26 protein-coding genes are annotated in these 25864 nt (G+C 72.0%); 10 read left to right on the top strand and 16 right to left on the bottom strand.

All coding sequences use genetic code 11. From position 1 onward, the window contains the following. Nucleotides 1–99: 99 nt before the first annotated feature. Entirely contained in the window at nucleotides 100–1092 is a 993-nt protein-coding gene (locus RWE79_RS12200; protein WP_475940083.1) for an MBL fold metallo-hydrolase, read from the bottom strand. Between the two features lie 101 nt (nucleotides 1093–1193). On the opposite strand from RWE79_RS12200, the gene RWE79_RS12195 reads away from it, so the two are divergent. Together RWE79_RS12195 and RWE79_RS12190 are read left to right on the top strand one after the other, a co-directional pair. Next, nucleotides 1194–2681, top strand: a complete 1488-nt coding sequence (locus RWE79_RS12195; RefSeq protein ID WP_475940082.1) for an aldehyde dehydrogenase — start codon at nucleotides 1194–1196, stop codon at nucleotides 2679–2681. Beyond that, nucleotides 2681–2917 (top strand): ferredoxin, encoded by a 237-nt coding sequence (locus tag RWE79_RS12190; protein WP_475940081.1) that lies wholly within the window; start codon nucleotides 2681–2683, stop codon nucleotides 2915–2917. Before RWE79_RS12195 ends, RWE79_RS12190 begins: the two co-directional genes overlap by 1 nt. Nucleotides 2918–2925: 8 nt before the next feature. On the opposite strand, the gene RWE79_RS12185 is transcribed toward RWE79_RS12190, so the two are convergent. From RWE79_RS12185 to RWE79_RS12175, 3 genes are all read right to left on the bottom strand, one after another. Beyond that, complete coding sequence (locus RWE79_RS12185) at nucleotides 2926–3210, bottom strand: hypothetical protein (protein ID WP_475940080.1); 285 nt, start codon at nucleotides 3208–3210, stop codon at nucleotides 2926–2928. Nucleotides 3211–3279: 69 nt separating this feature from the next. Further along, nucleotides 3280–4605 carry a hypothetical protein gene (locus tag RWE79_RS12180; protein ID WP_475940079.1) on the bottom strand — a complete coding sequence of 442 codons (1326 nt, stop codon included), beginning with the start codon at nucleotides 4603–4605 and terminating at the stop codon, nucleotides 3280–3282. Between the two features lie 16 nt (nucleotides 4606–4621). After that, a complete protein-coding gene (locus RWE79_RS12175; RefSeq protein ID WP_475940078.1) occupies nucleotides 4622–5380 on the bottom strand; it encodes a hypothetical protein in 759 nt (252 codons plus the stop codon). On the opposite strand from RWE79_RS12175, the gene RWE79_RS12170 reads away from it, so the two are divergent. Next, a complete protein-coding gene (locus RWE79_RS12170; RefSeq protein ID WP_475940077.1) occupies nucleotides 5379–6272 on the top strand; it encodes a glycosyltransferase family 2 protein in 894 nt (297 codons plus the stop codon). The genes RWE79_RS12175 and RWE79_RS12170 overlap by 2 nt on opposite strands. Nucleotides 6273–6277: 5 nt before the next feature. Here the strand turns inward: RWE79_RS12170 and RWE79_RS12165 are convergent, their stop codons facing one another. Next, nucleotides 6278–7324: an NAD-dependent epimerase/dehydratase family protein gene (locus RWE79_RS12165; RefSeq protein WP_475940076.1), complete on the bottom strand. Its 1047-nt coding sequence runs from the start codon at nucleotides 7322–7324 to the stop codon at nucleotides 6278–6280. 189 nt (nucleotides 7325–7513) lie between these two features. On the opposite strand from RWE79_RS12165, the gene RWE79_RS12160 reads away from it, so the two are divergent. Then, nucleotides 7514–8830: a hypothetical protein gene (locus RWE79_RS12160; protein ID WP_475940075.1), complete on the top strand. Its 1317-nt coding sequence runs from the start codon at nucleotides 7514–7516 to the stop codon at nucleotides 8828–8830. Between the two features lie 251 nt (nucleotides 8831–9081). After that, entirely contained in the window at nucleotides 9082–9714 is a 633-nt protein-coding gene (locus RWE79_RS12155) for a hypothetical protein (RefSeq protein ID WP_475940074.1), read from the top strand. 20 nt (nucleotides 9715–9734) lie between these two features. Here the strand turns inward: RWE79_RS12155 and RWE79_RS12150 are convergent, their stop codons facing one another. The 4 genes from RWE79_RS12150 to RWE79_RS12135 form a co-directional block, all read right to left on the bottom strand. After that, the gene (locus tag RWE79_RS12150; RefSeq protein ID WP_475940073.1) at nucleotides 9735–10502 is read right to left on the bottom strand and encodes a helix-turn-helix domain-containing protein; all 768 of its coding nucleotides are present in this window, start codon (nucleotides 10500–10502) and stop codon (nucleotides 9735–9737) included. A gap of 369 nt (nucleotides 10503–10871) precedes the next feature. Beyond that, on the bottom strand, nucleotides 10872–12653 hold the full coding sequence (locus tag RWE79_RS12145; protein WP_475940072.1) for an ice-binding family protein: 1782 nt from the start codon (nucleotides 12651–12653) through the stop codon (nucleotides 10872–10874). Between the two features lie 623 nt (nucleotides 12654–13276). Beyond that, nucleotides 13277–13918, bottom strand: coding sequence for a GNAT family N-acetyltransferase (locus RWE79_RS12140; RefSeq protein WP_475940071.1), 642 nt, complete (start codon nucleotides 13916–13918; stop codon nucleotides 13277–13279). Between the two features lie 40 nt (nucleotides 13919–13958). Beyond that, nucleotides 13959–14666 (bottom strand): TetR family transcriptional regulator, encoded by a 708-nt coding sequence (locus RWE79_RS12135; RefSeq protein ID WP_475940070.1) that lies wholly within the window; start codon nucleotides 14664–14666, stop codon nucleotides 13959–13961. Between the two features lie 226 nt (nucleotides 14667–14892). Here RWE79_RS12135 and RWE79_RS12130 point away from each other — a divergent pair, with 226 nt between their 5' ends. The 3 genes from RWE79_RS12130 to RWE79_RS12120 are packed head-to-tail and all read left to right on the top strand — an operon-like array spanning nucleotide 14893 to nucleotide 18048. Next, nucleotides 14893–16203 carry a glycosyltransferase family 4 protein gene (locus RWE79_RS12130; RefSeq protein WP_475940069.1) on the top strand — a complete coding sequence of 437 codons (1311 nt, stop codon included), beginning with the start codon at nucleotides 14893–14895 and terminating at the stop codon, nucleotides 16201–16203. Nucleotides 16204–16216: 13 nt separating this feature from the next. Beyond that, the gene (locus RWE79_RS12125; RefSeq protein ID WP_475940068.1) at nucleotides 16217–16957 is read left to right on the top strand and encodes a class I SAM-dependent methyltransferase; all 741 of its coding nucleotides are present in this window, start codon (nucleotides 16217–16219) and stop codon (nucleotides 16955–16957) included. A gap of 41 nt (nucleotides 16958–16998) precedes the next feature. Then, entirely contained in the window at nucleotides 16999–18048 is a 1050-nt protein-coding gene (locus RWE79_RS12120; protein ID WP_475945765.1) for a prenyltransferase/squalene oxidase repeat-containing protein, read from the top strand. 76 nt (nucleotides 18049–18124) lie between these two features. Here the strand turns inward: RWE79_RS12120 and RWE79_RS12115 are convergent, their stop codons facing one another. Continuing rightward, nucleotides 18125–18412 (bottom strand): hypothetical protein, encoded by a 288-nt coding sequence (locus tag RWE79_RS12115; protein WP_475940067.1) that lies wholly within the window; start codon nucleotides 18410–18412, stop codon nucleotides 18125–18127. 131 nt (nucleotides 18413–18543) lie between these two features. On the opposite strand from RWE79_RS12115, the gene RWE79_RS12110 reads away from it, so the two are divergent. Next, a complete protein-coding gene (locus RWE79_RS12110; RefSeq protein ID WP_475940066.1) occupies nucleotides 18544–19083 on the top strand; it encodes a hypothetical protein in 540 nt (179 codons plus the stop codon). On the opposite strand, the gene RWE79_RS12105 is transcribed toward RWE79_RS12110, so the two are convergent. The 5 genes from RWE79_RS12105 to RWE79_RS12085 all read right to left on the bottom strand — a co-directional run bounded on the left by RWE79_RS12105 (nucleotide 19070) and on the right by RWE79_RS12085 (nucleotide 23678). Then, on the bottom strand, nucleotides 19070–20083 hold the full coding sequence (locus tag RWE79_RS12105) for an LLM class F420-dependent oxidoreductase (protein WP_475940065.1): 1014 nt from the start codon (nucleotides 20081–20083) through the stop codon (nucleotides 19070–19072). The genes RWE79_RS12110 and RWE79_RS12105 overlap by 14 nt on opposite strands. Before the next feature lie 110 nt (nucleotides 20084–20193). Continuing rightward, the gene (locus tag RWE79_RS12100) at nucleotides 20194–21096 is read right to left on the bottom strand and encodes a hypothetical protein (RefSeq protein ID WP_475940064.1); all 903 of its coding nucleotides are present in this window, start codon (nucleotides 21094–21096) and stop codon (nucleotides 20194–20196) included. A 124-nt stretch (nucleotides 21097–21220) separates the two neighbouring features. Further along, nucleotides 21221–22123: an N-acetylmuramoyl-L-alanine amidase gene (locus tag RWE79_RS12095; protein ID WP_475940063.1), complete on the bottom strand. Its 903-nt coding sequence runs from the start codon at nucleotides 22121–22123 to the stop codon at nucleotides 21221–21223. A 23-nt stretch (nucleotides 22124–22146) separates the two neighbouring features. Next, nucleotides 22147–22806, bottom strand: coding sequence for a class I SAM-dependent methyltransferase (locus tag RWE79_RS12090; RefSeq protein ID WP_475940062.1), 660 nt, complete (start codon nucleotides 22804–22806; stop codon nucleotides 22147–22149). Between the two features lie 503 nt (nucleotides 22807–23309). Further along, nucleotides 23310–23678 (bottom strand): VOC family protein, encoded by a 369-nt coding sequence (locus RWE79_RS12085; protein ID WP_475940061.1) that lies wholly within the window; start codon nucleotides 23676–23678, stop codon nucleotides 23310–23312. Nucleotides 23679–23937: 259 nt separating this feature from the next. Between RWE79_RS12085 and RWE79_RS12080 the strand changes: the two genes are divergently transcribed. Further along, a complete protein-coding gene (locus tag RWE79_RS12080; RefSeq protein WP_475940060.1) occupies nucleotides 23938–24846 on the top strand; it encodes a LysR family transcriptional regulator in 909 nt (302 codons plus the stop codon). Nucleotides 24847–25009: 163 nt separating this feature from the next. Here the strand turns inward: RWE79_RS12080 and RWE79_RS12075 are convergent, their stop codons facing one another. Next, nucleotides 25010–25753, bottom strand: a complete 744-nt coding sequence (locus RWE79_RS12075) for an SDR family oxidoreductase (protein WP_475940059.1) — start codon at nucleotides 25751–25753, stop codon at nucleotides 25010–25012. Nucleotides 25754–25864 lie beyond the last annotated feature (111 nt).

Genomic DNA, 25864 nt, shown 5'->3' with positions numbered 1-25864 from the left:
AGGGCTCGGCGCTCACCCCCGTGGACGCCCGGGTGATCCCGTCCGGTTCTGGTCGCCGCGTCGCCGCGTCGCCGCGTCGCGGCATCACCGCGCCCCCGCTCAGAGCGCCGCGTACGTCACCGGGTCGGTGCCCGGGACCGGTTCGGCGAGGCCCGCCTTCACCAGACGGCGAAGGTGGGCCTCCGCCTCGGCGACGGCGATGTTCCGGGAGCCGTAGGGGATCTGCTCCCAGGGCCGGTTCCACTCCATCACCTCGGCCAGCTGCCACGGCGTGCGCGGCCGGCCGGTGATGAGCCCGCGCAGCGCCGTCAGCCGCTCGGCGTGGTGCTCCAGCAGCTCCCGCACCCGGCCGGCCGCGTCGGCGAAGGCGTACTGGTGGGCCGGCAGCACCTCGGCCGGGTCCAGGCGGCCGATCCGCTCCAGGGAGTCCAGGTAGTCGCCGAGCGGGTCGGTGACGGTCGCGTCCGCCGGGTCCTCGTACAGCCCGATGTGCGGGGTGATCCCGGGCAGCAGGTGGTCCCCGGAGAACAGCCGCCGCCGCTCCTCGTCGTACAGGCATACGTGTCCCGGGGTGTGCCCCGGCGTCCACACGGCGCGGATCGCCCGCCCCGCCAGGTCGATCCGCTCGCCCGGCACGATCTCCCGGTCGGGCAGGGCGGGGTGCAGTCCGGGCAGCGGCCCGGTACCCGGGCGACGCAGGGGTGCGAGGTGCTCCTCGGGTGCCCCGGCGGCGGCGAGCTTGGTGGCCAGATAGCCGCGCCACAGGCCGGGTTCCGCGCCGCGGGTGCGCCGGACGACGTCGATGTCCGCGGCGTGCATCGCGATCCAGGCGCCGGAGTCCTCGCGGACCCGGCCGGACAGGCCGTGGTGGTCGGGGTGGTGGTGGGTGACCAGGACGCCGTGGATCCCGGCGACCGAGGTGCCGAGGGCGGTGAGGCCGTGGGCGAGGGCGTCGTAGGAGTCCGGGTCGTCCCATCCGGTGTCGACGAGGACGGGACCGCGGTCGGTGTCCACGACGTACACCAGCGTGTGGCCGAGCGGATTGTCGGGAATCGGGACCCGGATGCTCCAGACTCCGCCGCCGTGATCCATGGGGTCCCCTCTCGCCGGATGCATTGCCCACCATAACTAGAACTGGTATCAGTTCTGAAGCAGCGTCATTCTGACGAAGCGTCAGGGAAGGTTGTCGGGTCATGACCGAGGTCATCGAACACGGACAGGTCGTCATCGGCGGGCAGTTGGCCGACCCCCAGGGCGACGGCGGCGTCATCGAGGTCGTATCGCCCCACACGGAGCAGGTCATCGGCCGCGTGCCGCACGCCTCCCGCGCCGATGTGGACCGGGCCGTCGCGGCGGCCCGCCAGGCCTTCGACGAGGGCCCCTGGCCGCGTACCCCGCTCGACGAGCGGATCGCCGTCGTCACCCGCATCAAGGACGCAGTCGCCGCCCGCCACGAGGAACTCGCCCGCCTCATCAGCAGCCAGAACGGCTCCCCGCTGTCGTGGAGCATCATGGGCCAGGCCCTCGGCGCCGTCATGGTCTGGGACGCCGCCATCCGGGTCGCCCGCGACTTCACCTACGAGGAGCGCCGCCCCGGCGTCCTGTGGCCCCTGGTCGTACGCCGTGAGCCGGTCGGCGTCGTTGCCGCCGTCATCCCCTGGAACGTCCCCCAGTTCACCGCCGCCGCCAAGCTCGGCCCCGCGCTGCTGGCCGGCTGCGCCGTGATCCTCAAGCCGTCCCCCGAGGCCCCGCTCGACTCCTACGTCCTCGCCGAGATCGCCCGCGAGGCCGGGCTGCCCGACGGTGTGCTGTCCGTCCTGCCCGCCGACCGCGAGGTCAGCGAGTACCTCGTCGGCCACCCCGGCGTCGACAAGGTCTCCTTCACCGGCTCGGTCGCGGCCGGCAAACGCGTCATGGAGGTCGCCGCCCGCAACCTCACCCGCGTCACCCTGGAACTGGGCGGCAAGTCCGCCGCGATCATCCTCCCCGACGCCGACCTGGCGGCCACCGTCGCCGGTCTCGTCCCCAGCGCGTGGATGAACAACGGCCAGGCCTGCGTGGCCCAGACCCGCATCCTGGCCCCCCGCTCGCGCTACGACGAGATCGCCGACGCCTTCGCGGCGGCGGCCTCCGCGCTGGTCGTCGGCGACCCCCTCGACCCCGCCACCCAGGTCGGCCCCCTGGTCGCCCGCCGCCAGCGGCAGCGCTCCCTCGACTACATCGCCCTCGGCCAGTCCGAAGGCGCCAAGGTCCTCACCGGCGGCGGCCGCCCCTCCGCCCAGCCCACCGGCTGGTACGTCGAACCCACCCTCTTCGGCGACGTCGCCAACAGCATGCGCATCGCCCGCGAGGAGATCTTCGGCCCCGTCATCTGCCTCCTCCCCTACGACGACGAGGCCGACGCCGTCCGGATCGCCAACGACTCCGAGTACGGCCTCTCCGGCAGCGTCTGGGCCGCCGACGTCGAGCACGGCATCGACATCGCGCGCCAGGTCCGCACCGGCACCTACTCCGTCAACACCTTCGCCCTCGACATGCTCGGCCCCTTCGGCGGCTACAAGAGCTCCGGTCTCGGCCGCGAGTTCGGCCCCGAGGGCTACGCCGAGTTCCACGAGCACAAGATGATCCAGCTCCCGCCCGGCTACGCTGCCCCCACCGGCGCCGCCGGGTCTCCCGCCTGATGGCCGCCGACCGCTGGCGCGTCGACGTCGACCGTTCCGTCTGTATCGGCTCCGGTATGTGCGTCAACTCCGCGCCCCGCGGCTTCACCCTGGACTCCGCCCGCCAGTCCCACCCCGTCCGCCCCGACGCCGACGCCGCCGAGTCACTCCTCGCCGCCGCCGAGGGCTGCCCCGTCGAAGCCATCACCATCACCCTCCGCGACACCGGGGAGGTGGTCTTCCCGCCGGAGGAGTAGGGGTGCCGTTAACGAACGGCGAACCAGGTGACAAGTAACCCGCCAGTAGCTTTCGGATCGAAGGCGGGCATGCGGAAGGGGCTGTTCACGTCGAAGTTGTCGGCGTGCCAGCGGCCGTCGGCCTCGCGCCGCGGGGCGTTGGCGGAGCCTGAGACCTCCACGGCGGGGCTGAGCCGGTCCGCGAAACGGCGCACCGACGCCTTGTGGTGCGGGATCTGGGTCTGGACGGGGTGGTGGACCACTTCACCCTGTCCGGCGAGCAGGACGAACAAACGGGCCCTGACCCCGCTCATCTGGATGCACATCCAGCCCGAGCAGTCCGCCGGGATGGGTGGGCCTGGTAGTAGCGCCAGCCGATCAGGTCAGGCAGCGGCCGGATGTCCGGCGGCCTTGCCGGTGGCGTCCCGGCGCATGGCGGTCATGCCCAGGTCCGCCAGGCGGGGCACGAAGGCGACGTCGAGTTCGTCGACCGGGTGGATCAGGCCCCGCTCGCAGGTCTCCGCCAGCCACACCGTGCAGTCGCCGGGATAGGCGGGGTTGACCCCGATCTCGCCCTTGGGGAGGAACCCGTTGAACGGCGTCGCGATCTGGTGGTGGTTCCAGTAGTTCCAGGCCCGAAGGGCCTTGGCCTGCTCGAAGGCGAGGTAGAGCTGCGGATAGCGCTGCAGAATGCGCATTTCGCGGAAGAGTGTCTGCCCCAGCAGGGACGGCGCGGCCTTGGCAAGGCTGTCGAAGTCCTGGCCTTGGAAGGTGAAGGTGGTCGCGTCCTGGCCGGAGTCGAGGGCCAGAGCGGTGAGCAGGTGGGAGAGGCGGTCTCGGGTGTACTGCGCCGCTGCGGGGGCGAGCGAGGGCTCGATGTCGGCGATCAGGTCGTGCAGGCGCTGGTGGTCGGGATGGAAGCGGGACAGGTCGAACAACTTGTCCATGCCGCTGACCGCGGAGAACGCCAGGCGCTTGTAGAGGCGGTTGTTCATCTCGCCGGCCTCCGCAAACGCCTTCGTCTCGGCACTGGTGGAGTGGAGCATCAGGTACTCCGACAGCACCTCGAAGTACACGTAGCCCAGGAACGGCAGGCCCCGGACGGCAGCGGCGAGCTGGTCCACGAACGTGCTCGGCGTCGTCCGGCGTCCGGTGGCGTTGGCCAGGACCACGTCCAGGAAAGGGGCGGCGCCACGGATCTGATGCAGCGCTCTTCCGCGCAGCCGGAGGTCCTCGGCCTGGGTGAGGAAGCTGCTGTGGTCGAGGTAGGCGCGCAGGTGGACCCGGCCGAGCCGCAGGTAGTCGATGCCCTTGGCCGACGCCGGGACAGTGGGCGCGATCTCGATCATCAGGGTTTGGGTGTGCGGCTTGGTCCGCAGCAGGTAGGCGCCGAGGTTGTGCGGGCGCAGGCCGGTGGGCGTCTCGGTCAGCGGCGCGCAGTACAGCGCGGCGAGTAGACATCCGGAGGAGGCGTAGAGCTGGCCGCTGGCACGGATGGCGTCCAGGGCCGTCGTGGTGTGCATCAGCTGGATCGGGCGGCCGCTTGTGAGCGCCTGGGTCATGGCGTTATGGGCGAGCAGATGGCCGCATGGGGTGTCGTGCTGCAGTCCGCGGCGCCAGTCGTCCTCGCTCTCGGCGCACCCGGCCGGGACGGGGCGGGTGCGGGGGTGGGTGTAGTCGGTGTGGGCGTCGTCAAGGTCGGTGTCCATGTCCACGAGCGGTCTCCTACTGGCCGGGGGTGAGGAAGCGTCGGGCGCCGGCGAGGGCGCGTGGGTTGGTGGCTCCGTCAAGGGCGGCCTGCTCGCTGCGTACGACGAGGGCGAAGGCTGCCGGGGGCAGCCAGTCGGGCACCGGAATCCGTAGCCGGGCCAGGTCCGGCCACCACCGCTGGAGCGGCAGGCGGTAGCGATCCAGGCAGTCGGCCGCCTTGAGGACGTCGACAAGGTGCGGGGCGCGCTGGTAGGCACGTTGCTGCCGCGCGGTGAAGTGGTCGTAGGGCACGTCATGCACGGCAATCGCCTGCGCCGCCCGATGCAGTGCGGCCGCCGGAACCTCACGGCCCATCGCACCGGTGACCATGGCGGTGCGGTGGAGGAACCACGACGACGCTCGTTGTCCGTGACCGGCATCCGCCCGGTCGTCACGCCGCCTGCAGTCGTGGACCGCCCCGGCAGCGCAGACCGCTACGACATCGTCGCCGTCGAGCCCGTACTCCTGGGCCAGGAGGGCGGCAAGCAGGCTGACGCGGGCGTTGTGTCGGACCCCGTGATTGGCATCGGCCTGGCGCTCGGCCTGGAACCACGACCTGTCCGGTACGAGCATGAGTCCCGGGCGTGGGAAGCTGGGCGCTGCGTCGAAATTCGCCGGACGGTTGTCCGTAATCCACCCGAGCGTCACCTGGTCCATCGGCTGGTGGGCGGGGAGTCGGCCCTGGTCGGCGAGTTCATGCAGGCAGGCGCGGCCGGGCGAAGTCGTATCGGTCATGGCGTCCTTCACACAGAAGGGGTACGGAGCAGGCGTGAAGCTGGGCGTGGCGATCCTGACGATGGGCACGAGGCCCAAGGAGCTGGCGGAACTGCTGGCCTCGGTCCATGCGCAGACAACCCCGGCGGCGCGGACGGTGGTGGTGGCCAACGGGTGCGCGATGCCCGATCTGCCGCCGTGGGTCGAGACGGTGCAGCTGGCAGAGAACCTGGGGGTGACCGGAGGCCGCAACGCCGCCCTGGAGCACCTCGGGGACATGGACCTGGTGCTGGACCTGGACGACGACGGGCTGCTGGTCGCCGACGACGTCTTCGCCACGATCACCGCGCTGTACACGGCGGACCCGCAGCTGGGCATCGTCGGCTTCCGTATCGCGGACGAGACCGGAGTGACGCAACGCCGCCACGTGCCACGGCTGCGGGCCGGTGATCCGCTGCGCGGCGGCCTGGTGACCGGTTTCCTCGGTGGCGCACACGTCCTGTCCGTGAAGATGCTTCAGGAGATCGGCCACTGGCCGGACGCGTTCTTCTTCGCACACGAGGAGACAGACATGGCCTGGCGGGCGATCGATGCCGGCTGGGAGGTGCGCTACGAACCGCAGCTGCTGCTCCAGCACCCACGCACATCCCCGGCCCGGCACGCCTTCTTCTACCAGGTCAACGCCCGCAACCGGATCTACCTCGCGCGCCGTCACCTGCCCGCGGTGCTCGTCCCGCTCTATCTGGGCGTGTGGGTGGCCCTGACGCTGGCCCGCACCCGCAGCCTCACTGGGTTGCGGGCCTGGTTCGGCGGTTTCGCTGAGGGCTGGCGCACCGAATGCGGGCGCCGCAAGCCGATGCGATGGCGCACCGTGTCCAAGCTGACCCGCCTCGGCCGCCCCCCGGTGATCTGAACCCTTCACACAGCGGCCTGGGCCTCGGTGTGAAGCCACGCCGGGATCGCCTGCGGGGTGCGCTCCAGCCACTCCAGGTACCGGCTCACCCCGTCCTCGATGTCCACCCGTGGGGTCCAGCCCAGCACCTTCTCCATACGGGAGATGTCGGCGCAGGCTCCGAGCGGATCGCCCTGAGGCCGCGGGGTCTCGATGATCCGCGCACCGGGATGGTGGCGGCACACCAGGTCGGCGACCTGCCGGATGGAAGTGGCGCACCCGGTGCCGACGTTGAGCGTCGTACGGTCCGCGCGCTTGGTCACGGCCGCCAGCAGGGTGGCCTCCGCGATGTCGTCGACGTGCACGAAGTCCCGCACCTGGTGGCCGCCGCCGTTGAGGTGCAGCGGCAGGCCGAGCGCGGCCCGCATGGCGAACCAGGCCACCACCCAGCTGTGGCTGTTCTCCTTGACCACCTGCGGTTGTCCGTAGACGGAGAAGTACCGCACGATCGCGTACGAATCGCCGGCGCCGCCCAGGGTGAGGGCAGTCTGATGCTCGCCCCACACCTTGGTGTTGGCGTAGACCGACCCGGGCGTCAGCGCATCCTCCTCGCTGAACCGGGCGCCCGCACCTGACGAACCGTCGCCGACGCCGTAGACGCTGGCCGAGGAGACGAAGACCAGCCGCCTCAACGTGCCGCTGTGCCGGGCCGCTGCATCCAACACGGTCTGGGTACCGCGGATGTTGGCTTCCAGCGCCGCCGCCGGATTACGGGTGCACTCTGCGACGTCGGCCAGCGCCGCGGCGTGGATGACGTAATCGCTGCGCGACAGCACGTCGTTCATCAGCACGGCATCGGTGATGTCGCCGGCGACGACGTCCGGGTCCCCGGGCGAGATGCCGAACACGGAGGAGTAGACGGAACTGCCGTAGGCGTCCAGCCGGCCCACGGTCAGTGGCTTGGCGCCAAGAGCGCGGAGCTTGTGCACAATGCGGCTGCCGACCAGTCCGAAGCCTCCGGTCACCGTGACGGTGGCGCCGGACAGATCAGCGAAGCGATCCCTGGTGTTCACGCGAGGACCAGCCCTTCTCGACGGCGTCACACGGATGCGTGGCGTCATGCCGTCGAGGACACCACCAAGCCCCGCCGTGCTCCAGAGGATGACTGTGTGGCCGGTGTGTGCCCACCCTCGGTGAAGCCTCGTCACTGCCCGCCAGGTACGGCATGGTGGACGGACGGTGTCGATATCTGAGGGGGCGACATGGATCTGGACCGTCATCCACTGGCGCACCTGCGCCGCAACCACCACTGGTCCGGAGACGACCTCGCCCGCCTGCTCCGTGACCAGGCTGGCAAGCGCGGCCTGCGCAGCGGCATCGACCGCAACCGGATCTGGCTCTGGGAGACCGGCAACACCACACCGAGCGAGGAGAGCCAGTTACTGCTGGCAGGCGTCCTCGACGTTCCCGCCGCCGCGATCGAACATCTCCGATGGCCCGACTGGCTGCCCACCTTCGAACAGCCCGCCCCCTTCAGCCCCTTAGGAAGCCGGGCCGCCCTGAGAGAGGTGCAGATCACCCGCATGGACCGACGATCTTTCCTGGTACTCAGCAGCAGCACCCTCATCGAGGTCGCCGCCGACTGGGCCCGCATCGAGCCCCACCACCTCTCCCAGGCCCTCGGAGGACAGAACATCGACGAAGAACTCCTCACGTGGCTGGAACAGCGCTCCGGCGAACTGCGCACCCTTGCAGTCGGGCCGCATCCGCAGGTCTCCGGCCTCATCGACGCCCATCTGAACACCGCGATCGACCTGATCACCCAGGACCGCTACACCCCCGCAGCAGGCCGCCGACTCCACGCCGTGGCCGCCGACCTCGCGCACTGCGCCGCATGGCTGCGCTTCGACGCGGACCGGCACGCCGACGCCCAACGCCACTGGCAGGCCGCCGTCCACGCCGCCCATCAGGCCGGGGACCGCGACCTCGCCGCCGTCGCCCTGTCCGACCTTGCCTACCAGGCCACCTGGCTGTCCAGGCCCGCCGATGCGCTGCGCGTCCTGGAACACGCCCGCTCCCGCACCCGTACGGCGGCCGCACGCTCCCTGCTCGACGTACGCCGTGCACGCGCCTGCGCCGTACTCCAGGACCATCACGGAACCGGGCGAGCACTGGCGTCCGCGGAGACCGAGCTGGACCGGATGCACCCGCAGGACACACCCCCCGTGGTCGCCTGGATGTCGATGGCGGACGTCAACGCCGACGCCGGACGCTGCTGGCTCGACCTCGGCGACCCCGGCCGCGCCGCCACCGCGATCGACTCCGGACTGGGCGAACTCAATCCACGCCGTTCCCGCACCAAAGCGGTGTTCCTGACCTACCGGGCCGAAGGCTCACTCCACAACCGCGACGCCTCCGCCACCGCGGCCGATGCACGCGCCGCTCTCGACACCGCCCTCGACTCCAGGGCCACTCGCTGCATCGACCTCGCCTCCGCCCTCATCCGCCGCCTGGACGACCGGACCGAGCGGCCGATGATCGAGCTGCGCGAGTACGCCCGGGAAAGACTCGCTGGATGATCCGACCAGCAGTCGAGGAACGGGTTTGCCGTTCGTTAACGGCACTCCGAGTAGGCCACCGGGCGGCTCCTGGCGGTTCCGGGCGGCCGTGGGTGTCCCGGTCCGTCCCGGTTGGCGCGGTTCCGCCTCAAGGGAGCCTTAAGCAGGCTTCAAACAGGTCATCAGGTTGGGAGATCCTCGCGGCCGCCGCGTACTGACTCATGACACGGGCCGCGCAAGGGCTGGTCCCGGCAGAGGACTTGGAGTCGGACATGACGCGCAAGAGGACACTGACCCGTGGCAAGAAGATCGCCGGTCTGGTCGGCGCCGCCGTGCTCGTCGGGGGGATCGCGATCGTCACGACCGGAACCAGTAACGCCTCGGTGGTCTGCGACGGGCTGGACACCGCGCTGCGCAACAACCAGAAGTTCATCGCCGACCAGAAGGCGCATCCGGACGCCAACTCGGCCGCCCGGATAGTCAACCGGGAAGCCGTCATCGCCCAGATCGGCGTCCAGGCCAAGGCCTCCGGCTGCTCGCTCGCGACCGCTCCCGCCCCCGCGCACACCTCCGCGAGCGCGTCGGCGGCGCCCTCCGCCGCGGCTCCGTCGGCTGCCGCGTCCTCCGCCGCCGCGTCGTCGTCCGCCGTGCCGGCCGGGGACGTGGTCTGCGCCGGCTCGACGGTGACGCTCTCCGGCGAGGCGGGGACCCCGGCGGCCTCCAGCAACCAGTTCCCGGCGGGCACCAAGCTCCGGGTCACGAACCTGGACAACAACAAGTCCCTGGTGGTCACGGTCACCTCCACCTCGGGCAGTTGCGTCCTGCTGAACAACGAGGCCTTCGAGCAGGTGCGTGAGCCCGGCAAGTTCCTCATCCGCCGGGCCGTGATCCAGCGCGTCGGGTAGTGGCTCCGCCGTCCGTCGGGTCAGGCGGCCGTTCCGTTCCGGCAGTCCCGGCAGTGCCCGGGTTCCGGAGCCCGGAAGCCGCGGTCGCAGCCCTCGCAGACCTGCATCGGCTCCGGGCGGGCGGGGCCCCGCGGGGCTGCGGGGGAGGTGGGGAGTGCGGGCGGCCTCAACTCCCGCAGCCGGTAGGCGACCAGCGCGGCGGGGTGCGTGATCTCACCCGGCGGCAGCAGTCCGCACAGCACGGCGCGGGCCCGCTCCGGGGTCACCCCGCGCTCCAGCCAGACACCCACGGCGGGGGCCAGACGCCGTACGTCCCGCTCCGACAGCACCAGCCGCTCGTCCCCGGCCCGCAGCCCGGCCAGTACGACGGCCGCCGCCGGGTTCACGGGCCCCTCCGGGACGGCGGCGGCCCGGCGGCCCGGCACCGGCCGCACGACGGCATCGACAGGTGCCGGAGCCGGTGGCGGGGGCGGTACTCGCGCCGGTACCGACACAGCCCCGGGGTGCTCGAGGTACGTCGTCCGCGTCACCATCCGGCCGTCGGAGAGCCGCTCCCGCCGCCGCACCAGATATCCGGCGGCCTCCAGCTCCCGCAACGCCCGGGCGATCGTGATCTCGCCCTCGCGGAAGCGGGCCGTCAACTCCCTGATGCCGACAGGCACTCCGTCGGGCAGGGACTGGATGTACACGGCCAGGCCGATCGCCACCGCCGACAGTTCGCGGTTCTGGGCGAGGTGATTGCCGACCACGGTGAACCGTTCGGCGTGCTGGTGACGGATGTGCCGCACCCCGGCAGGGGGTACCGCGCTAAACTGCGCTGAAGTCATTGGGAAGGTTCGGCTTCCTCGTGATCAGGCCCTCGATCGGGATGCCAGTCCCGGCCGGGGGCCGTCGTCTGTGTGCGGTGTTGGCGCGACCGTACACCGCTGATCCGAACATCTGCCACCTCGTCACCCCATGGAGTGATAGGCGCAGTTGGGGTGGGATTGGTGAGGTTCTCTCCCCAAGTGCTTTGAAGGACATCGCGCGGCTGCGTGTCCCGGCCCGCCGCGTCGTGACTACCGCCGACCCGGTGCCGTCCCGCCCACCGCTGAGCCCCCGGAGGCGAGGTCCGGGGGCTCAGGGTCAGGAATCACGCGGGACGAGAGACGAGTCGGTCAGTGCGATCGGACGATCCGCCTGATCGACCAGGGCACGCCCCACTGGTCAGGACAGTCGTCCCTGTTGCCGAACTGGTGATCGCGGTAACCCCAGTGGCTCTGGTTGCCGTGATGGCCGTAGTGGCTGGGGCGATCGTTGTCGCAGTCGTCGTTCTGTTTGCCGTAGTGGCCGTAGTGGCCGTAGTCGTTGTGGTGGCCGTAGTCGCCGTGACCGCCGCCGTGATCGCCGTGACCGCCGCCGTGATCGCCGTGACCGCCGTGGTAACCGGGGCCGCCGTGGTAACCGTGACCGCCGTGGTAACCGGGGCCGGGGTACGGGGGGTAGTCGGGCGGATAGGGCGGGAGGGGCGGGAAGGGCGGATAGTCCGGGTAGTTGGGGCCGACCGGTCCGGGAGGTCCGGCGGGTCCGGCGGGTCCGGCGGGTCCGGCGGGTCCGGCAGGGCCGGCGGGGCCGGCAGGTCCGGTCGGGCCGGGAGCACCGTTGGGGCCGGGGGCGCCGTTCGGGCCTGCGGCACCGTGGGGACCTGCGGGTCCGTGCGGGCCTGCGGGTCCCGTCGGGCCGGGAAGGCCGATCGGTCCTGCGGCACCGTGGGGGCCGGGGGCTCCATTGGGGCCTGCGGCTCCGTTCGGGCCGATTGGGCCGGGAGCGCCGTTGGGGCCGGGGGCTCCGTTGGGTCCTGCGGCTCCGTTGGGGCCTGCGGCGCCGATCGGGCCGGTGGCACCGGGAGCGCCGTTGGGGCCTGCGGCACCGGGTGCGCCGGGGGCTCCGATCGGTCCTCCGGCACCGGGAGCGCCGTTGGGTCCTGCGGCACCGATGGGGCCGGGAGCACCGATGGGGCCGGGGGCTCCGTTGGGTCCTGCGGCTCCGTTGGGGCCTGCGGCGCCGATCGGGCCGGTGGCACCGGGGGCTCCGTTGGGGCCTGCGGCACCCGGGGCGCCGGGAGCGCCGTCGGTACCGGGAGCTCCGTTCGGGCCTGCGGCACCTGGGGCTCCGTTAGGGCCTGCGGCGCCGGGGCCGCCGGTGGGTCCGGTGGCGCCGGTGGGTCCAGTGGGTCCAGCGGGTCCGGTGGGTCCGGTGGGTCCGGGAGGACCGGGCGGGCCGACGGCGCAGGCGGCCCGGGTGATGGTGTTGGTGTCCAGGGTGACCGCGGCGTTGCGGGCCAGGGCCCGGCCCTCGATCACCGCGCCGGTCTGTACGGTGATCGACGCGAGGGCCAGGATGTTGCCCTTGAAGAAGGAGTTGGTCGCGATGGTCGCGGAGCTGCCGATCTGCCAGAACACATTGCAGGCCTGAGCGCCGTTGATGAGGTTGACGACACTCCCCGAACCGGTGATCAGTGTTGAGCCGGCCTGGAAGATGAAGACGGCGTTGGGGTCGCCCTGGCCGTCGAGGGTGACGGTGCCGGTGAGTCCGAGCGTCGGGCCCGTGTAGACGCCGGGTGCCAGTGTCAGGCCGGTGAGGTCCGGCGGGGCGGCGGCGCCGGGGCCCCGGCTGGCCGCGTCGTTGTAGGCGATGACGAGGTCGGACTTGGCCTGGAGGGCGGCGGCGTCGGCGATGTGCTGTACGCCGTTGACGATTCCGGGCGGGAAGCCCGTCACCGACGAGCCGGGGTGGAGCCCGAGGTCACCGTTGATGACGCTGGGGCCGGTGTTGGTGACCGTGGAACCGGCCAGAATGGCGTAGCTGGTGGCGGTGCCCAACTGCACGGGGGCTTCTGCCGCGTAGGCGATGCTCGATATCGGAGAGGCCATCGCGAGCAGTACGGCGGCGGGCAGCAAGGCGAGAAACGCTTTGAGCCGAGTACGTCTGCGCCTCGGTTGAGGAGGGGCCGACGCAATGGCGTTCACAGCCATGGACGAGACCTTTCTTCAGGCCGTTGGGCGGTCGGCGCGCGCGGTCGCCGCAGCTGTGAGGCTTCCGGGCGCGTGCCACGGGTTCCGGACAAGCCCAGGCCCCGAGTCCCGGGTGAGGGAATGAAGAGCAGCTGCCTGCCGGAGCAGGTGATGTGTCATCACCTACAACCTCAAAGTGGGTCATCCTGGCATATGCGGCAATTCGTGAGAGTGCGTCAAAAGGGTGAGATGGGTGCTTCACCCGTTCGCCCGGCCGTGATGACGCTCAACCGAGCGCTGAACAAACGGATTTGACGGTTACTCGTCAGTGCGCGCGCTTTCCGCGCCACCCCCGCGCCACCCGTCCATCCGGGAAGGGGGAGGGGGCTCCCGGGGCTGTCGCCACGGCTGTGATCGCCCGGACAGGCCTGCGCCCCGGACGGACCTACGCCCCGGACAGGCCTGCGCCCCCGGACAGGCCTGCGCCCCCGGACAGGCCTGCGCCCCCGGACAGGCCTGCGCCCCCGGACAGGCCTGCGCCCCCGGCGGGCCTACGCCCCGGACGGCGCCTACGCCCCGAGCAGGGCCCGGCACGCCTCCAGCCCCGTCACCTCGACCGGCACCGTGCGGTGGGCCTCCCAGCCCGAGCGGTCCAGGCGCAGCCGCTGGACGGTCCGGGCCCGGCCGCGTACGGAGGCCACGGTCAGCCCGTCGGGGCGGTAGCCCAGGCGGCGGGAGACACCGAGGGAGCGGGCGTTGTCCGTCATGGCGGCCGAGGTCATGGACGCGGCCCCGAGCCCGGCGAAGCCGAAGTGCAGTACGGCGGCCCGCATTTCGGTACCGATGCCGTCGCCCTGGTGGGCGAGGCCGAGCCAGGAGCCGGTGTCGGCCTCCCGGGTGACGGCGAAGGCCGCGGCGGTGACGTCCTGGCGCCCGACGACCTTGCCGTCGGCGAGGACGGCCAGGCTCAGGGTCCACGCGTCGGGGTGCCATTCCGCGATGGTGCGCAGTACGTGCTGGAAGGTCCCCCGGCCACGGTCCTGCGGGTCCGCGTCGGTCCACGGGACGCTGAACGGCATGGCCGCCGGGTCGTGGACACCGTCGGCCGCGACGGCTGCCAGCTCGTCGAGCAGCGTCAGGTCCGGAAGGCGCAGTTCGAGGCGGGGGGTGGTGATCCGGAGGCCGTACAGGGGCCAGAAACGAGCTTTCATGACCAGAGGTTGCCGGGCCGGGGGCCGGCCGTCGAACGGATTACTGCGGCTGCCGTGCCGCCGGGAGGTCGATCAGACGGCAGACCGTCTCGATGTCGATCTTGACCTGGGCGATGGAGGCCCGTCCCGACAGCCAGGTCACCAGGGCCGAGTGCCAGGTGTGCTCGATGACGCGGACGGCGGAGAGCTGGGCGGGGGTGGGCGGGGCGTCGAGCCCCATCGCGTCGAGGATGATCGCGGTGGTGAGGCGGGAGACGGTGTCGACCTCGGGGCTGACGGAGCGGTCGGCGAAGGTCAGGGCGCGCACCATCGCGTCGGCGAGGTGGGGTTCGCGCTGCATCGCGCGGAAGGCGCGCATGAGGGTGTCGGAGACGCGGTCCGCGGGGGTGGCGCCGGACGGCGGGTGCTTGCGCAGGGCCTGGTGGAGCCCGCCGAGCTGGTCCTGCATGGTGGCGACCAGCAGATGGATCTTGGAGGGGAAGTAACGGTAGAGGGTGCCCAGGGCGACGTGGGACTGCTCGGCGACCTCGCGCATCTGGACGGCGTCGAAGCCGCCCCGGCAGGCGAGCTCGGCGCTGGTGTGCAGGATGCGGCGGCGGCGGGCCTCCTGGCGCTCGGTGAGCGGCGGGGAGGCCGGGGACGCCGTGGACACCGGGGACCCGGCGGTCGACGCGGTCGACGCGGGGGGCGCCGCGGGCGAGGTCACAGCGGCGCCGGTGCGCCGGGAGGATCCGGGTTCTGTGGTCATCGCTCCCATTCCCCGCTTCGCCCGCTTCCTGTTCGGTCCGATTCCGTCCGAGGTCGCGTGCATGATGGCAGGGCCTCGCGCCGTGGTGCGAATCACCTGGTCCGGCTGTCTGCGGCAGCGCTACGGGCCGGTAGATTCGAGGTTCGGACCACCTGGTCTGAAACTTGTTCTAGATTAGCGCGACCGGCTACGCTCCGGCTGAAGTGCAGTGAGAAGGGGGCCGGGAGTGACCGCAGAGGCGAGGCCGCTTCGGATCGCGCTGCTCAGCTACAAGGGCAATCCCTTCTGCGGGGGCCAGGGCGTCTACGTACGACACCTCTCCCGCGAGCTCGCCCGGCTCGGGCACAGCGTCGAGGTGATCGGGGCCCAGCCGTATCCGGTGCTCGACGAGGGCGTGGTCCTCACCGAGCTGCCCAGCCTGGACCTCTACCGGCAGCCCGACCCCTTCCGGACGCCGAGGCCCGGTGAGTACCGCGACTGGATCGACGCCCTCGAAGTGGCCACGATGTGGACCGGCGGCTTCCCGGAGCCGCTGACCTTCAGCCTGCGGGCGCGGCGTCATCTGGCGTCCCGGCGCGGTGAGTTCGACGTCGTGCACGACAACCAGACGCTCGGCTACGGCCAGCTCGGCTTCGGCGTCCCGCTGGTGACGACGGTCCACCACCCCATCACCGTCGACCGCCGCCTCGACCTGGACGCGGCGCGGAGCCGGCTGCGCCGGGCCTCGGTCCGCCGCTGGTACGGCTTCACGCGGATGCAGAAGCGGGTCGCCCGCCGGCTGCCGTCCGTGCTGACCGTCTCCGGGTCCTCGCGGCGCGAGATCATCGACGACCTGGGCGTGGCCGAGGACCGGATCCACGTCGTGCACATCGGCGCCGACACCGACCTGTTCTCACCGGACCCCGCCGTGCCCGAGGTCCCGGGCCGGATCGTGACCACGTCCAGCGCCGACGTCCCGCTCAAGGGCCTCGTCCACCTGGTCGAGGCCCTGGCCAAGCTGCGCACCGAGCGGCCGGAGGCACACCTCGTCGTCGTCGGCAGGCGCGCCGACGACGGGCCGGTCGCGGCCGCGATCGAGCGGTACGGGCTCGAAGACTCCGTCGACTTCGTCAAGGGCATCAGCGACGCCGAGCTCGTGGACCTCGTGCGGTCCGCGCAAGTGGCCTGCGTGCCCTCCCTGTACGAGGGCTTCTCACTGCCCGCCGCCGAGGCGATGGCCACCGCCACCCCGCTGGTGGCCACCACCGGCGGCGCCATCCCGGAGGTCGCCGGGCCCGACGGAGAGACCTGCCTGGCCGTGCCGCCGGGTGACGCCGGGGCCCTGGCCCACGCCCTCGGGCGGCTCCTCGACCCCGGCACCGGACCGCAGCTGCGCCGCCGACTGGGCGTGGCGGGACGGGACCGGGTGCTGGCCCGCTTCACCTGGCGGCAGGCCGCCATCGGCACCGCCGAGCACTACCGCGCCGCCATCGCCGAGCAGGGCGGCGACGCCGCCGGGCTCCGCACCGTACGACCCGCCGCCCCCATCGCCGGATAAGAGAGAGCCCTCCGTGCTGACCGTCGACTTCTCCCGCTTCCCGCTCGCCCCCGGCGACCGGGTGCTCGACCTGGGCTGCGGCGCCGGCCGCCATGCCTTCGAGTGCTACCGGCGCGGTGCCAACGTGGTCGCCCTCGACCAGAACGGCGACGAGATCCGCGAGGTCGCCAGGTGGTTCGCGGCGATGAAGGAGGCCGGCGAGGCGCCCGCCTCCGCCAGCGCCCTCGCGATGGAGGGGAACGCGCTCCAACTGCCCTTCCCCGACAACAGCTTCGACCGCGTGATCATCTCCGAGGTCATGGAGCACATCCACGACGACAAGGGCGTCCTCGCCGAGATGGTCCGGGTCCTCAGGCCGGGCGGCCTGATCGCCGTCACCGTGCCGCGCTACGGCCCCGAGAAGATCTGCTGGGCGCTCTCCGACGCCTACCACGAGGTCGAGGGCGGCCACATCCGCATCTACCGCGCGGACGAACTGCTCGGCCGGATCCGCGAGGCCGGGCTGCGCCCGTACGGCACCCACCACGCGCACGGCCTGCACTCCCCGTACTGGTGGATCAAGTGCGCGGTCGGCGTGGACAACGACCAGGCACTGCCGGTGAAGCTCTACCACAAGCTCCTGGTCTGGGACATCATGAAGAAACCGCTGGCCACCAGGGTCGCCGAGGCCGCCCTCAACCCGCTGATCGGCAAGAGCTTCGTGGCCTACGCGACCAAGCCGCACACCCCCGCCATTGCGGGGGCGGACGCGTGAGCACACCTCCCGGCCGTACCGAACACCTCACCCTGCCCGGGGTGCTCACGGCCGATCAGGCCGCCGCCACCGTCGCCGGGATCGCCGCCGTGCAGCGCCCCGACGGTGCCATCCCCTGGTTCACCGGCGGGCACCTCGACCCCTGGGACCATGTCGAGGCCGCCATGGCCCTGGACGCCGCCGGCGAGCACGAGCGGGCCGACGCCGCGTACCGCTGGCTCGCCGACCGGCAGAACCCGGACGGCTCCTGGTACGCCTCCTACCTCTACGCCGACGGCGCCGAGGGCGAGCCCGGCGACCGGGGCCGCGAGACCAACTTCGTCGCGTACATCCTGGTCGGCGCCTGGCACCACTACCTGTCCACCGGCGACGACGCCTTCCTGGACCGCATGTGGCCGACCCTGCACGCCGCCGTGGAGTTCGTACTCGCCCTGCAACTGCCCGGCGGCCAGATCGCCTGGAAGCGCGAGGCCGACGGCAGCTTCCCCGACGAGGCGCTGCTCACCGGTTCCTCCTCGATCTACCAGGCGCTGCGCTGCGCCCTGGCCGTCGCCGACCACCGCGAGGACCCGCAGCCCGACTGGGAGTTGGCCGCCGGGGCACTGGGCCACGCGGTACGTCACCATCCCGGGCTGTTCCTCGACAAGGACCGCTACTCCATGGACTGGTACTACCCGGTCCTCGGCGGCATCCTGCGCGGGGTGGAGGCCCGCGAGCGTATCGACGCCGGCTGGGACCGCTTCGTCGTACCGGACCTCGGGGTGCGCTGTGTGGTGCCCAACGCGTGGGTCACCGGCGGCGAGAGCGCCGAACTGGCCCTGGCTCTCTGGGCGATGGGCGAGTCCGACCGCGCGGTGCGGATCCTCGCCGACATCCAGCACCTGCGGTCCGAGGACGGCATGTACTGGACGGGTTACGTCTTCGACGACGGGGCGGTGTGGCCCCGTGAGCGCACCACCTGGACGGCGGGCGCGGTGCTGCTGGCCGTGGCCGCCCTGGGCGGCGACGAGGCGACCACCGCCGTCTTCGGCGGTGACCGCCTCCCGCTCGGTCTGGAGCCGGACGCGCTGGGCTGCTGCGAGTCCGGCTGATCGGGTCGGATGTGGAACGGGAACGGGACCGGGAACGGGACCGGGAACAGGGCCGGGACCGGGGACAGGGCCCCCGTCAGGCCCGGTTGACCCGGCCCGCCAGGGCGTGTCCGATGATGAGGTAGACCGCCGCCGGCAGACCGTAGTTCAGCAGCACGCGTCCCCAGTCGGAGTCGGGCGAGAAGATGTTGTGAGCCCATCCGCCGAGCCAGGACGCCGTGTCGTGGATCCACTCCACGAGGTCGTTCGCCCGGTTCGCGTCGAGCATCCACAGCAGGATCCACAGGATCAGGATGAACGCTGCCACGTCGGCGATGACAAGGATGATCGTCGCCGCGAGATTTCCGCCGTATCGTCTGGCCATGCCCTGCTCGTTGCCCGGATGGCGGACTCGAAACCCCCTTCGAGTGGCCGGGCGGCCCGGACCGGGTGACGATTCGAAGGTTGTGCCGTACGCGCGTCCCCGCGAGTCACCCGGACCCCTGGAGCACCGCCATGCCACTGCGCCGCGCCCTCACCGCGATCCTGCTCGCGGGAGCCCTGTTCGTGCTGCCCGCGTGCGGTGGTGACACGTCGTCCGACCTGTCCGGCGGCAGCAGCGCGAGCCCGGCCTCCTCGGTGCAGAGGCAGAAGCTGGCCAAGACCCGCTTCGTGGCGAACGCCGGGCTGGCGGCGGGCGCCACGTACCAGTGGATCGTCAAGCCGTACCGCAACGGCAGGTTCAAGAAGGGCGCGGACGGCCGGACCTTCGCCCTGGTCAAGGCCGGACTGGCGGGCGGCTTCGCCTACAACCGGCTCAAGCACGCCGCGGCCAACGCCAAGGCCGACCCGACCCTGTCGAAACTGGTCGCCCCGCTGACCGTGGCCATCGACTCGCTGAAGGACCTGCCGGGCAAGCTGCGCAGGGGCGAGTCGACGGACCAGGTCGTCAAGAACTTCCAGAGCACCATCACCCAGGTGAAGACGGCCGGCAAGGAAGCGGGCGCACCGGTCACCGACACCGTACCGAAGCTGTCCCAGCTCAACGGGGGTTGAGCTCCGCGAGGACGGCGAGCGTCTCCTGGTCGGGGGCGGTCACCAGCAGGTCGGTGACCGGTCCCGACCGCCACAGCTCCAGCCGCTCGGCGATCCGTTCGCGCGGGCCGACCAGGGAGATCTCGTCGGCGAACGCGTCCGGGACGGCCTGGACGGCCTCCGCCCGCCGGCCGTCGAGGAACAGCTCCTGGATACGGCGCGCCTCGGCCTCGTACCCCATCCGGCCCATCAGATCGGCGTGGAAGTTGCGGCCCCGGGTGCCCATGCCGCCGATGTAGAAGCCGAGCATCGTCTTCACCGCGAGCAGGCCCTCGGCGGGATCGGCGCAGACCTTCGCCCGGACCATCGGCGCGATCATGAAGTCCTTGGGAAGCGACTCCAGCGACGCCCCGTAGACGTCGGGGCGCAGCGGCGACCAGTACAGCGGCAGCCAGCCGTCCGCGATCCGGGTGGTCTGCGCGATGTTGCGGGGCCCCTCGGCGCCCAGCAGGACGGGGATGTCAGGGCGCAGCGGGTGGGTGATGGACTTCAGCGGCTTCCCCAGTCCGGTGCCGTCGGGACCGTCGTACGGGAGGCTGTGGAAGCGGCCCTCCAGGGCCACCGGGCCCTCGCGGCGCAGCACTTGGCGGACCACGTCGACGTACTCGCGGGTCGCGGTGAGCGGGGAGGCGGGGAAGGGGCGGCCGTACCAGCCCTCCACCACCTGCGGGCCGGACAGTCCCAGGCCGAGCATCATCCGGCCGCCGGACAGATGGTCCAGGGTGAGCGCGTGCATCGCGGTCGCGGTGGGGGAGCGGGCCGCCATCTGCGCGATGCCGGTGCCCAGCCGGATCCGGGTGGTGTGCGCGGCGATCCAGGTCAGGGTCGTGAAGGCGTCCGAGCCCCAGGCTTCGGCGGTCCACACCGAGTCGTAGCCCAGCCGCTCCGCCGCGCGGGCGAGCGCCAGGTGGCCCGGGGCCGGGCCGCGGCCCCAGTATCCGAGCGCGAGGCCGAGTCGCATGGGCGCCTCCCCGTAGGCGGTCCTTGATGTGACGATGCGTCAGCGCAGGGTAACGCCGACGGCCCCCGCCCGTGAAGGGGCGGGGGCCGTCGGGCAGCGGACAGCGGGGGTCAGCCGCGCTGGATACCGCTGGTGTCCTGCAGGACGCCGCGGCGGCCGTCCTGGGTCTGGGCGATCAGGGCGGGGCCGCGCTGGTCGACCGCGAGGTACCAGGTGCCGGGGGTGAGCTCGGCGAAGGGACTCGGCGAGCCGTCCTCGGGGAAGATCGGACGGGCGACGGGCACGGCGAACCAGAAGGCGGCGAACTCCGGGGAGGGCGGGCCGGGCTGGGGCTGCGGCGCGGGCTGCTGGCCGGGGGCCTGCTGACCGGGCTGGGTGGCCTGCGGGTGCGGGTGCGGGGCCGGGGCGCCGTAGGGCGACTGCGGCTGGCCGCCGTACGACGGGTCGGGCGCACCGGGCGCCGGGTAGCCGTAGCCGCCGGGCTGCTGCGGGGCGCCGTAGGGCTGCTGGCCGTACGGGCCGGGCTGCGGGTGCTGGGGCTGCTGCGGGCGCGGGGCCGGGAGCAGCGGGGCCTTGAGGGCCGGGTTGCCGAGCAGGTTCAGCACCGCGATCGCGGAGAGCGCCAGGGTGGCGAGCAGCGACAGGTAGGCGCCGGCGCCGAGGCTGACGTCGATGCTGTCGTCACCGCCGGCGCTGAACAGCGACCACAGGGCGGCCCAGGCGGCCGAGAAGGCGAGCACCGTGCCCCACTGGTCCAGGGCGATGCCCAGGACCTTCCGTCCCTCGGGCTGGAAGCGGGAGGCGACGATCAGCCCGGCCGCGATGAGCCCCACCAGGTGGACGGACGGCAGCAGCGGGAAGAGCGTGCTCTCCCAGGCGTTCGTCTCGTGGTGGTACGAGGAGAAGGAGCCGGAGCCGCTGCTGCTGAAGAAGGTCAGGAACGAGGCGATCAGGAGCAGCACCGCTGCACCGATCACCGCGCCGTCTCCTCGCGTGAGGGAGCGGTTATTCACTAGGGGTCCTTTGTCGTCAGTGGTCAGGCGCGGGGGCGGTCCCCCATCGTACGGGTGTGATCACAGGCCGGTGCGGCGGGTGCGCTGTCTGGTACACGATCGGGACCCAGCCTCTGCCCCGTGCTCACGTCCTGCCCCGCAGATACGCGGTGATGCCGTCCGCGATGCCCTGCGCGGCACGCTGCCGCCAGGCGGGATCGGTCAGCTCGGCGGCGTCCTTCGCGTCACGCATGTTGCCGCACTCGACGAAGACCTTCGGGACGGTGGAGAGGTTGAGCCCGCCCAGGTCGCCGCGGGTGTCCAGGCCGGTGCCGTGGTTGATGTAGTTGGCCGGGGCGGAACCGGTCATGTCCGCGAAGTGCTTCTTCACGGCCGACCCGAGGCGGCGCGAGGGCGCGACGATCGGCCGGGTGTCCGCGATGCCCCGGTGGACGGCGGCCGGGAGGATGACGTGGAAGCCGCGGTTGCCCGCCGCCGAGCCGTCCGCGTGGACGGAGACCGAGGCGTCCGCCCCGGCCCGGTCGCCGATCCGGGCCCGCTCGTCGATGCACGGACCGAAGGCCCGGCCGCCGTTGTGGGTCAGCTTCACCGTCGCGCCCCGCCCGGCCAGGATGACCCGGGCCCGCCGCACCACGTCCAGGGTGAAGGACGCCTCCGGGTAACCGCTGTTGGTGGCGGTGCCGGTGGTGTCGCAGGCCTTGCGGGCCGTCCCGATGTCGACGAGCCGGTTGATGTCGGCGGTGTGGTCGCGGTTGCCGGTGTTGTGGCCGGGGTCCAGGACGACGACCTTGCCGCTCAGGGGCAGGCCGCCGCGTCCGGTGGGACCGGCGTCGGCGAGCGTCTTGTTGTCGTCGCCGGGGCTCGCCGGCGCCGACGGCAGCGGCAGCACCCGCTGCGGTTCGTCCCCGCCGGGGCCGCGCAGCGAGTCCCACACCAGCCAGCCCGCGAAGCACGTGGGCACCAGGGCGGCCACCGCGATCGTCAGCACGCGGCCCCGCCGGCCACCGCCCGACCTGTCACTCAGCATGCCGGCGATGGTACTGGCCGTCCTCAGATTCCCGGGCCGGTACGCCGCAGGACATGCAGCGAACCCGTCACGGACAGTTCCGTGAACGCGCCCGAGGCCAGGGCCCGGCGGTAGATCCGGTACGGGGCCTGGCCGCCGTCGGCCGGGTCGGCGAAGACGTCGTGGATCACCAGCAGCCCGTCCTGGGCGAGGTGCGGCGCCCACCCCTGGTAGTCGTTCGTGGCGTGCTCGTCGGTGTGGCCGCCGTCGATGAAGGCCAGCGCGAGCGGGCTGCCCCACACGGCGGCGGCCTGCGGGGAGCGGCCGACCAGGGCGAGGACGTACTCCTCCAGCCCGGCCGCGTGCAGCGTGCGGCGGAAGGCGGGCAGCGTGTCCATCAGGCCGACCTCGGGGTCGACCAGCTCCTTGTCGTGGTACTCCCAGCCGGGCTGCTGCTCCTCGCTGCCCCGGTGGTGGTCCACCGTGACGGCGAGCGTCCCGGCCTCGCGGGCGGCGCCGGCCAGCAGGATCGTGGAGCGCCCGCAGTAGGTGCCGACCTCCAGCAGCGGCAGGCCCGGCAGCCGCCGTGCGGCGTCCTCGGCGGCTGCGTACAGGGCCAGGCCCTCGTCGGTCGGCATGAAGCCCTTCGCCGCCTCGAAGGCGGCGAGCACGGCGGGTGCGGGGTGTGCGGGGTGCGTCGTCATGGGGGAATCGTGCCGCACGCCACGGCCGGCCGTGCCGCCGGGCGGTGCGCCTCCCGCTGGCGCGGGGTGAGCGGGAGGTGGCCCGTGCCGAGCGCGGCGGCGGCCGGCGCGGGGCCGATGACGCGCCCGCCTTACGGCAAGCGCGCCGTACGGCACCGGAGAGTTCCTCCACCGGGCGCGGGCGGCGGCCCTGGTGAAAACGCCGTCGTCGGCGCCCCGCGCCTCCCGCTGGCGCGGGGTGAGCGGATTGAGCCCGCGCCGAGGGCGGCGGCCGGCACGCGCCTTACGGCACCGGCGAGTTCCTCCACCGGGCACGGGCGGCGGCCGCCATGGCACGGCGCGGACCGCCGGGGCGGCCGAAGGTCGTCAGGATGGATCAGGACTCGGACCAGGACCAGGACCAGGACCAGGACCAGGATCAGGACCAGGACCAGGACCAGGATCAGGACCAGGACCAGGACCCGGCACTCCGGCAGCCGCCGCTCGCGCGGCTCGGCGGCGGATCATTCGCGCCGGTGGCACACCGCCTCCACGTTGTTGCCGTCGGGGTCGCGCACGAAGGCCCCGTAGTAGTGCTCGTGGTACTCCGGCCACAGGCGCGGCTCGTGCAGAACCTCCGCCCCGGCGGCGACGGCGGCCCGGTGGAAGGCGACGACCTGCGCGCGGTCCGCCGCCTGGAAGGCGACATGCGTCTCACGCGACTCGCCGGGTGTGGCGACCGGACTCAGCCAGAAGTCGGCGTGGTCGGTGCCGTACCCCACCACCTGGCCGAAGTCCAGGAGGCGCCGACCGCCGAGCGGGGCGAGCACGGCGTCGTAGAAGGCCGCCGCGGCGGCGGTGTCGTGCACCTGGATCCCGAGGTGATCAATCATGCTTCGCAGTCTCCCAGCAGCCACTGACATTGATACTCGTAGCGGGTTCCGGTGGTCGTGGCTCTGCCACTGACTGACACCCTGCTGGGTTGTCTTCCGGCTGCGCCGGCAGTTGTCCGAGGGCGCCGGGGCGGTTCGGCTGCTGCCAACGCCGCCGATGAATGGAATAAACGCGCGACCTCCCGTGATGTAACACCTGTTAGTACAACGATTACCGCGGGGTGGACCGCAGTCCATCGCACGGAGGAGACGGGAGCCGATGAGTCTTCGTCAGTTCGAGTACGCCCTGGCCGTTGCCGAGCAGGGCTCGGTGACGGCGGCGGCGGAACTGCTGCGTGTCGCCCAGCCGTCGGTGTCCCAGCAGATCCGTGGCCTGGAGCGGGAACTCGGCGTGGAACTGTTCGCCCGCACGCCGACCGGACTGGTGCCCACCGTGGTCGGCCGGGCGTTCCTGCGGGAGGCGGAGGTCGCGGTCAGCGCGTCGCGGCGGGCGAGGGCGACGGCGCGGGCCGGTGCCGATGAGCTGGTGGGCGAGCTGGTGGTCGCGGTGCAGATGGGCTTTGGCACGCGGCAGTTGCCGGGCGCGCTGGGCGCGCTGCGTCGCCGCTTCCCGCGGCTGGAGGTCACCGTCTTCGAGGAGCCGAGCTCCGCCGAGCTGGAGCGGCTGTGCCGCCGGGGCGTGTTGGACCTTGCCCTGATGGCGGCGTGCGAGCGGAGCCCCGCCGACGCCCACCACCTCGGCGACGAGGAGTTCGTCGTGGTGCTGGGTGCCGGGCACCGGCAGCTCGCCGCGGACCGGGTCGAGCTGCGCGAGCTGCAGGGGGAGCCGTGGGTGAGGTTCGACCGCGACAGCGCGCTCGACGGCGTGCTGCTGAACGTGGTGCGGGACAACGATCTGACCCCGACCACGGTCGCCCGCGTGTCCCAGACGGCGACGGCCGTGCGCTGGGCCGCCCAGGGGCTGGGGGTGACGCTCGTCCCGGCCTCCGCGGTGCCCCACGGTTACGAGCACCTCCTTCGCCCGGTGTTCCCGGTCGTGTCCCAGCCCGTCATTGCCGTGCTCCGGCAGGGCGCGGGCCCGGCGGAGACGGCCCTGCTCGACCTCCTGCGTCAGGAGACCTGGTCCGGGTCCGGGTCCGAGTCCGCTTCCTTCTCACCGGTGTCCTGACGGCCGAGAAGGAAGCGGGGCACCGAGGACGGACCGCGCAGGACGACGCTTCCCCGTCAGCAGTGCCATCCCGTCCGACGAGGCATGACCACCGCCGGAGTGCGCGCGCTGTGACCGTCACTCGCTTCTCCGGGACTGCCGTCAGCGGCGTATCGGGACAAGCTCACAGCTGGGTGGCACCTCCGTCCACGACGAACTCGGTGCCGGTGGTGTAAGTGGCGTCGAAAGCGAGGAACGCGACCGCCCTGGCGATTTCTTCGGGGGTGCCGAAACGCCGCATGGGGTTTTCCGCGACCCGCTGCGCCTTGAACTCCCTGGCGGCCTCTTCGGTCATCGTATTCTCCAGAATCCCCGTGTCGATGGGACCGGGGCTGACCGCGTTGACACGAATTCCGCGCGGAAGCAGCTCGCTGGAGAGGCTGCGGGCCATCGAGCGCAGCGCCGCTTTGCCGGCCGAATAGACACTGGTCTCCGGCATGCCGATGACGTTCGCGACCGAGGTGGTGAGGACGACACCGGCGCCCGTACTCAGCAGCGGGGCGAGCTTTTGCACAGTGAAGTAGGCGCCCTTGACGTTGATCGCGAACAGTTCGTCGTACATCTCCTCGGTCGTGGACTCGAAGGGCATGACGCGTGTGATGCCGGCGTTGACGAACAGGGCCTCGATCGTGCCGAGTTCGCTCTTCACACGGTCAGCCAGAGCGTCCAGGTCGGACAGTGAGGCCACATCGCTCCGGACGGCCACCGCGTTCTTGCCGAGCCGCTCCCGCGCGGCGTCGAGCGTGGCCTGAGAACGACCGGTGATCACCACGCGCGCTCCGCCGTCCACCAGCAGCTTCGCCGCCGCGAATCCTATGCCGCTCCCGCCGCCTGTGATCACTACATTCTTGTCGCTGTACTCACCCATGCTGAGATCCTTCGTTCTTTCTCTCGAAACCGGTGATGTATCCGGTTCTCGATTCGGTGCAAGTCGATGTGGAACCCGGAGCCTTGGAGTGAGCCGTGTCCTGACGCCCGA

The organism is Streptomyces sp. RLA131 (assembly GCF_056270125.1).
Note: the sequence above shows the minus strand (reverse complement) of the source record. Positions and strands in the feature narration are given on the sequence as shown.

Bases quoted from the DNA above. Each gene is read 5' to 3' on its own strand.
- RWE79_RS12200 (WP_475940083.1), bottom strand. From the start codon at position 1,092: ATGGATCACGGCGGCGGAGTCTGGAGCATCCGGGTCCCGATTCCCGAC.
- RWE79_RS12195 (WP_475940082.1), top strand. From the start codon at position 1,194: ATGACCGAGGTCATCGAACACGGACAGGTCGTCATCGGCGGGCAGTTG.
- RWE79_RS12190 (WP_475940081.1), top strand. From the start codon at position 2,681: ATGGCCGCCGACCGCTGGCGCGTCGACGTCGACCGTTCCGTCTGTATC.
- RWE79_RS12185 (WP_475940080.1), bottom strand. From the start codon at position 3,210: ATGAGCGGGGTCAGGGCCCGTTTGTTCGTCCTGCTCGCCGGACAGGGT.
- RWE79_RS12180 (WP_475940079.1), bottom strand. From the start codon at position 4,605: ATGGACACCGACCTTGACGACGCCCACACCGACTACACCCACCCCCGC.
- RWE79_RS12170 (WP_475940077.1), top strand. From the start codon at position 5,379: ATGGCGTCCTTCACACAGAAGGGGTACGGAGCAGGCGTGAAGCTGGGC.
- RWE79_RS12175 (WP_475940078.1), bottom strand. From the start codon at position 5,380: ATGACCGATACGACTTCGCCCGGCCGCGCCTGCCTGCATGAACTCGCC.
- RWE79_RS12160 (WP_475940075.1), top strand. From the start codon at position 7,514: ATGGATCTGGACCGTCATCCACTGGCGCACCTGCGCCGCAACCACCAC.
- RWE79_RS12155 (WP_475940074.1), top strand. From the start codon at position 9,082: ATGACGCGCAAGAGGACACTGACCCGTGGCAAGAAGATCGCCGGTCTG.
- RWE79_RS12140 (WP_475940071.1), bottom strand. From the start codon at position 13,918: ATGAAAGCTCGTTTCTGGCCCCTGTACGGCCTCCGGATCACCACCCCC.
- RWE79_RS12135 (WP_475940070.1), bottom strand. From the start codon at position 14,666: ATGACCACAGAACCCGGATCCTCCCGGCGCACCGGCGCCGCTGTGACC.
- RWE79_RS12115 (WP_475940067.1), bottom strand. From the start codon at position 18,412: ATGGCCAGACGATACGGCGGAAATCTCGCGGCGACGATCATCCTTGTC.
- RWE79_RS12110 (WP_475940066.1), top strand. From the start codon at position 18,544: ATGCCACTGCGCCGCGCCCTCACCGCGATCCTGCTCGCGGGAGCCCTG.
- RWE79_RS12105 (WP_475940065.1), bottom strand. From the start codon at position 20,083: ATGCGACTCGGCCTCGCGCTCGGATACTGGGGCCGCGGCCCGGCCCCG.
- RWE79_RS12095 (WP_475940063.1), bottom strand. From the start codon at position 22,123: ATGCTGAGTGACAGGTCGGGCGGTGGCCGGCGGGGCCGCGTGCTGACG.
- RWE79_RS12090 (WP_475940062.1), bottom strand. From the start codon at position 22,806: ATGACGACGCACCCCGCACACCCCGCACCCGCCGTGCTCGCCGCCTTC.
- RWE79_RS12085 (WP_475940061.1), bottom strand. From the start codon at position 23,678: ATGATTGATCACCTCGGGATCCAGGTGCACGACACCGCCGCCGCGGCG.
- RWE79_RS12080 (WP_475940060.1), top strand. From the start codon at position 23,938: ATGAGTCTTCGTCAGTTCGAGTACGCCCTGGCCGTTGCCGAGCAGGGC.
- RWE79_RS12075 (WP_475940059.1), bottom strand. From the start codon at position 25,753: ATGGGTGAGTACAGCGACAAGAATGTAGTGATCACAGGCGGCGGGAGC.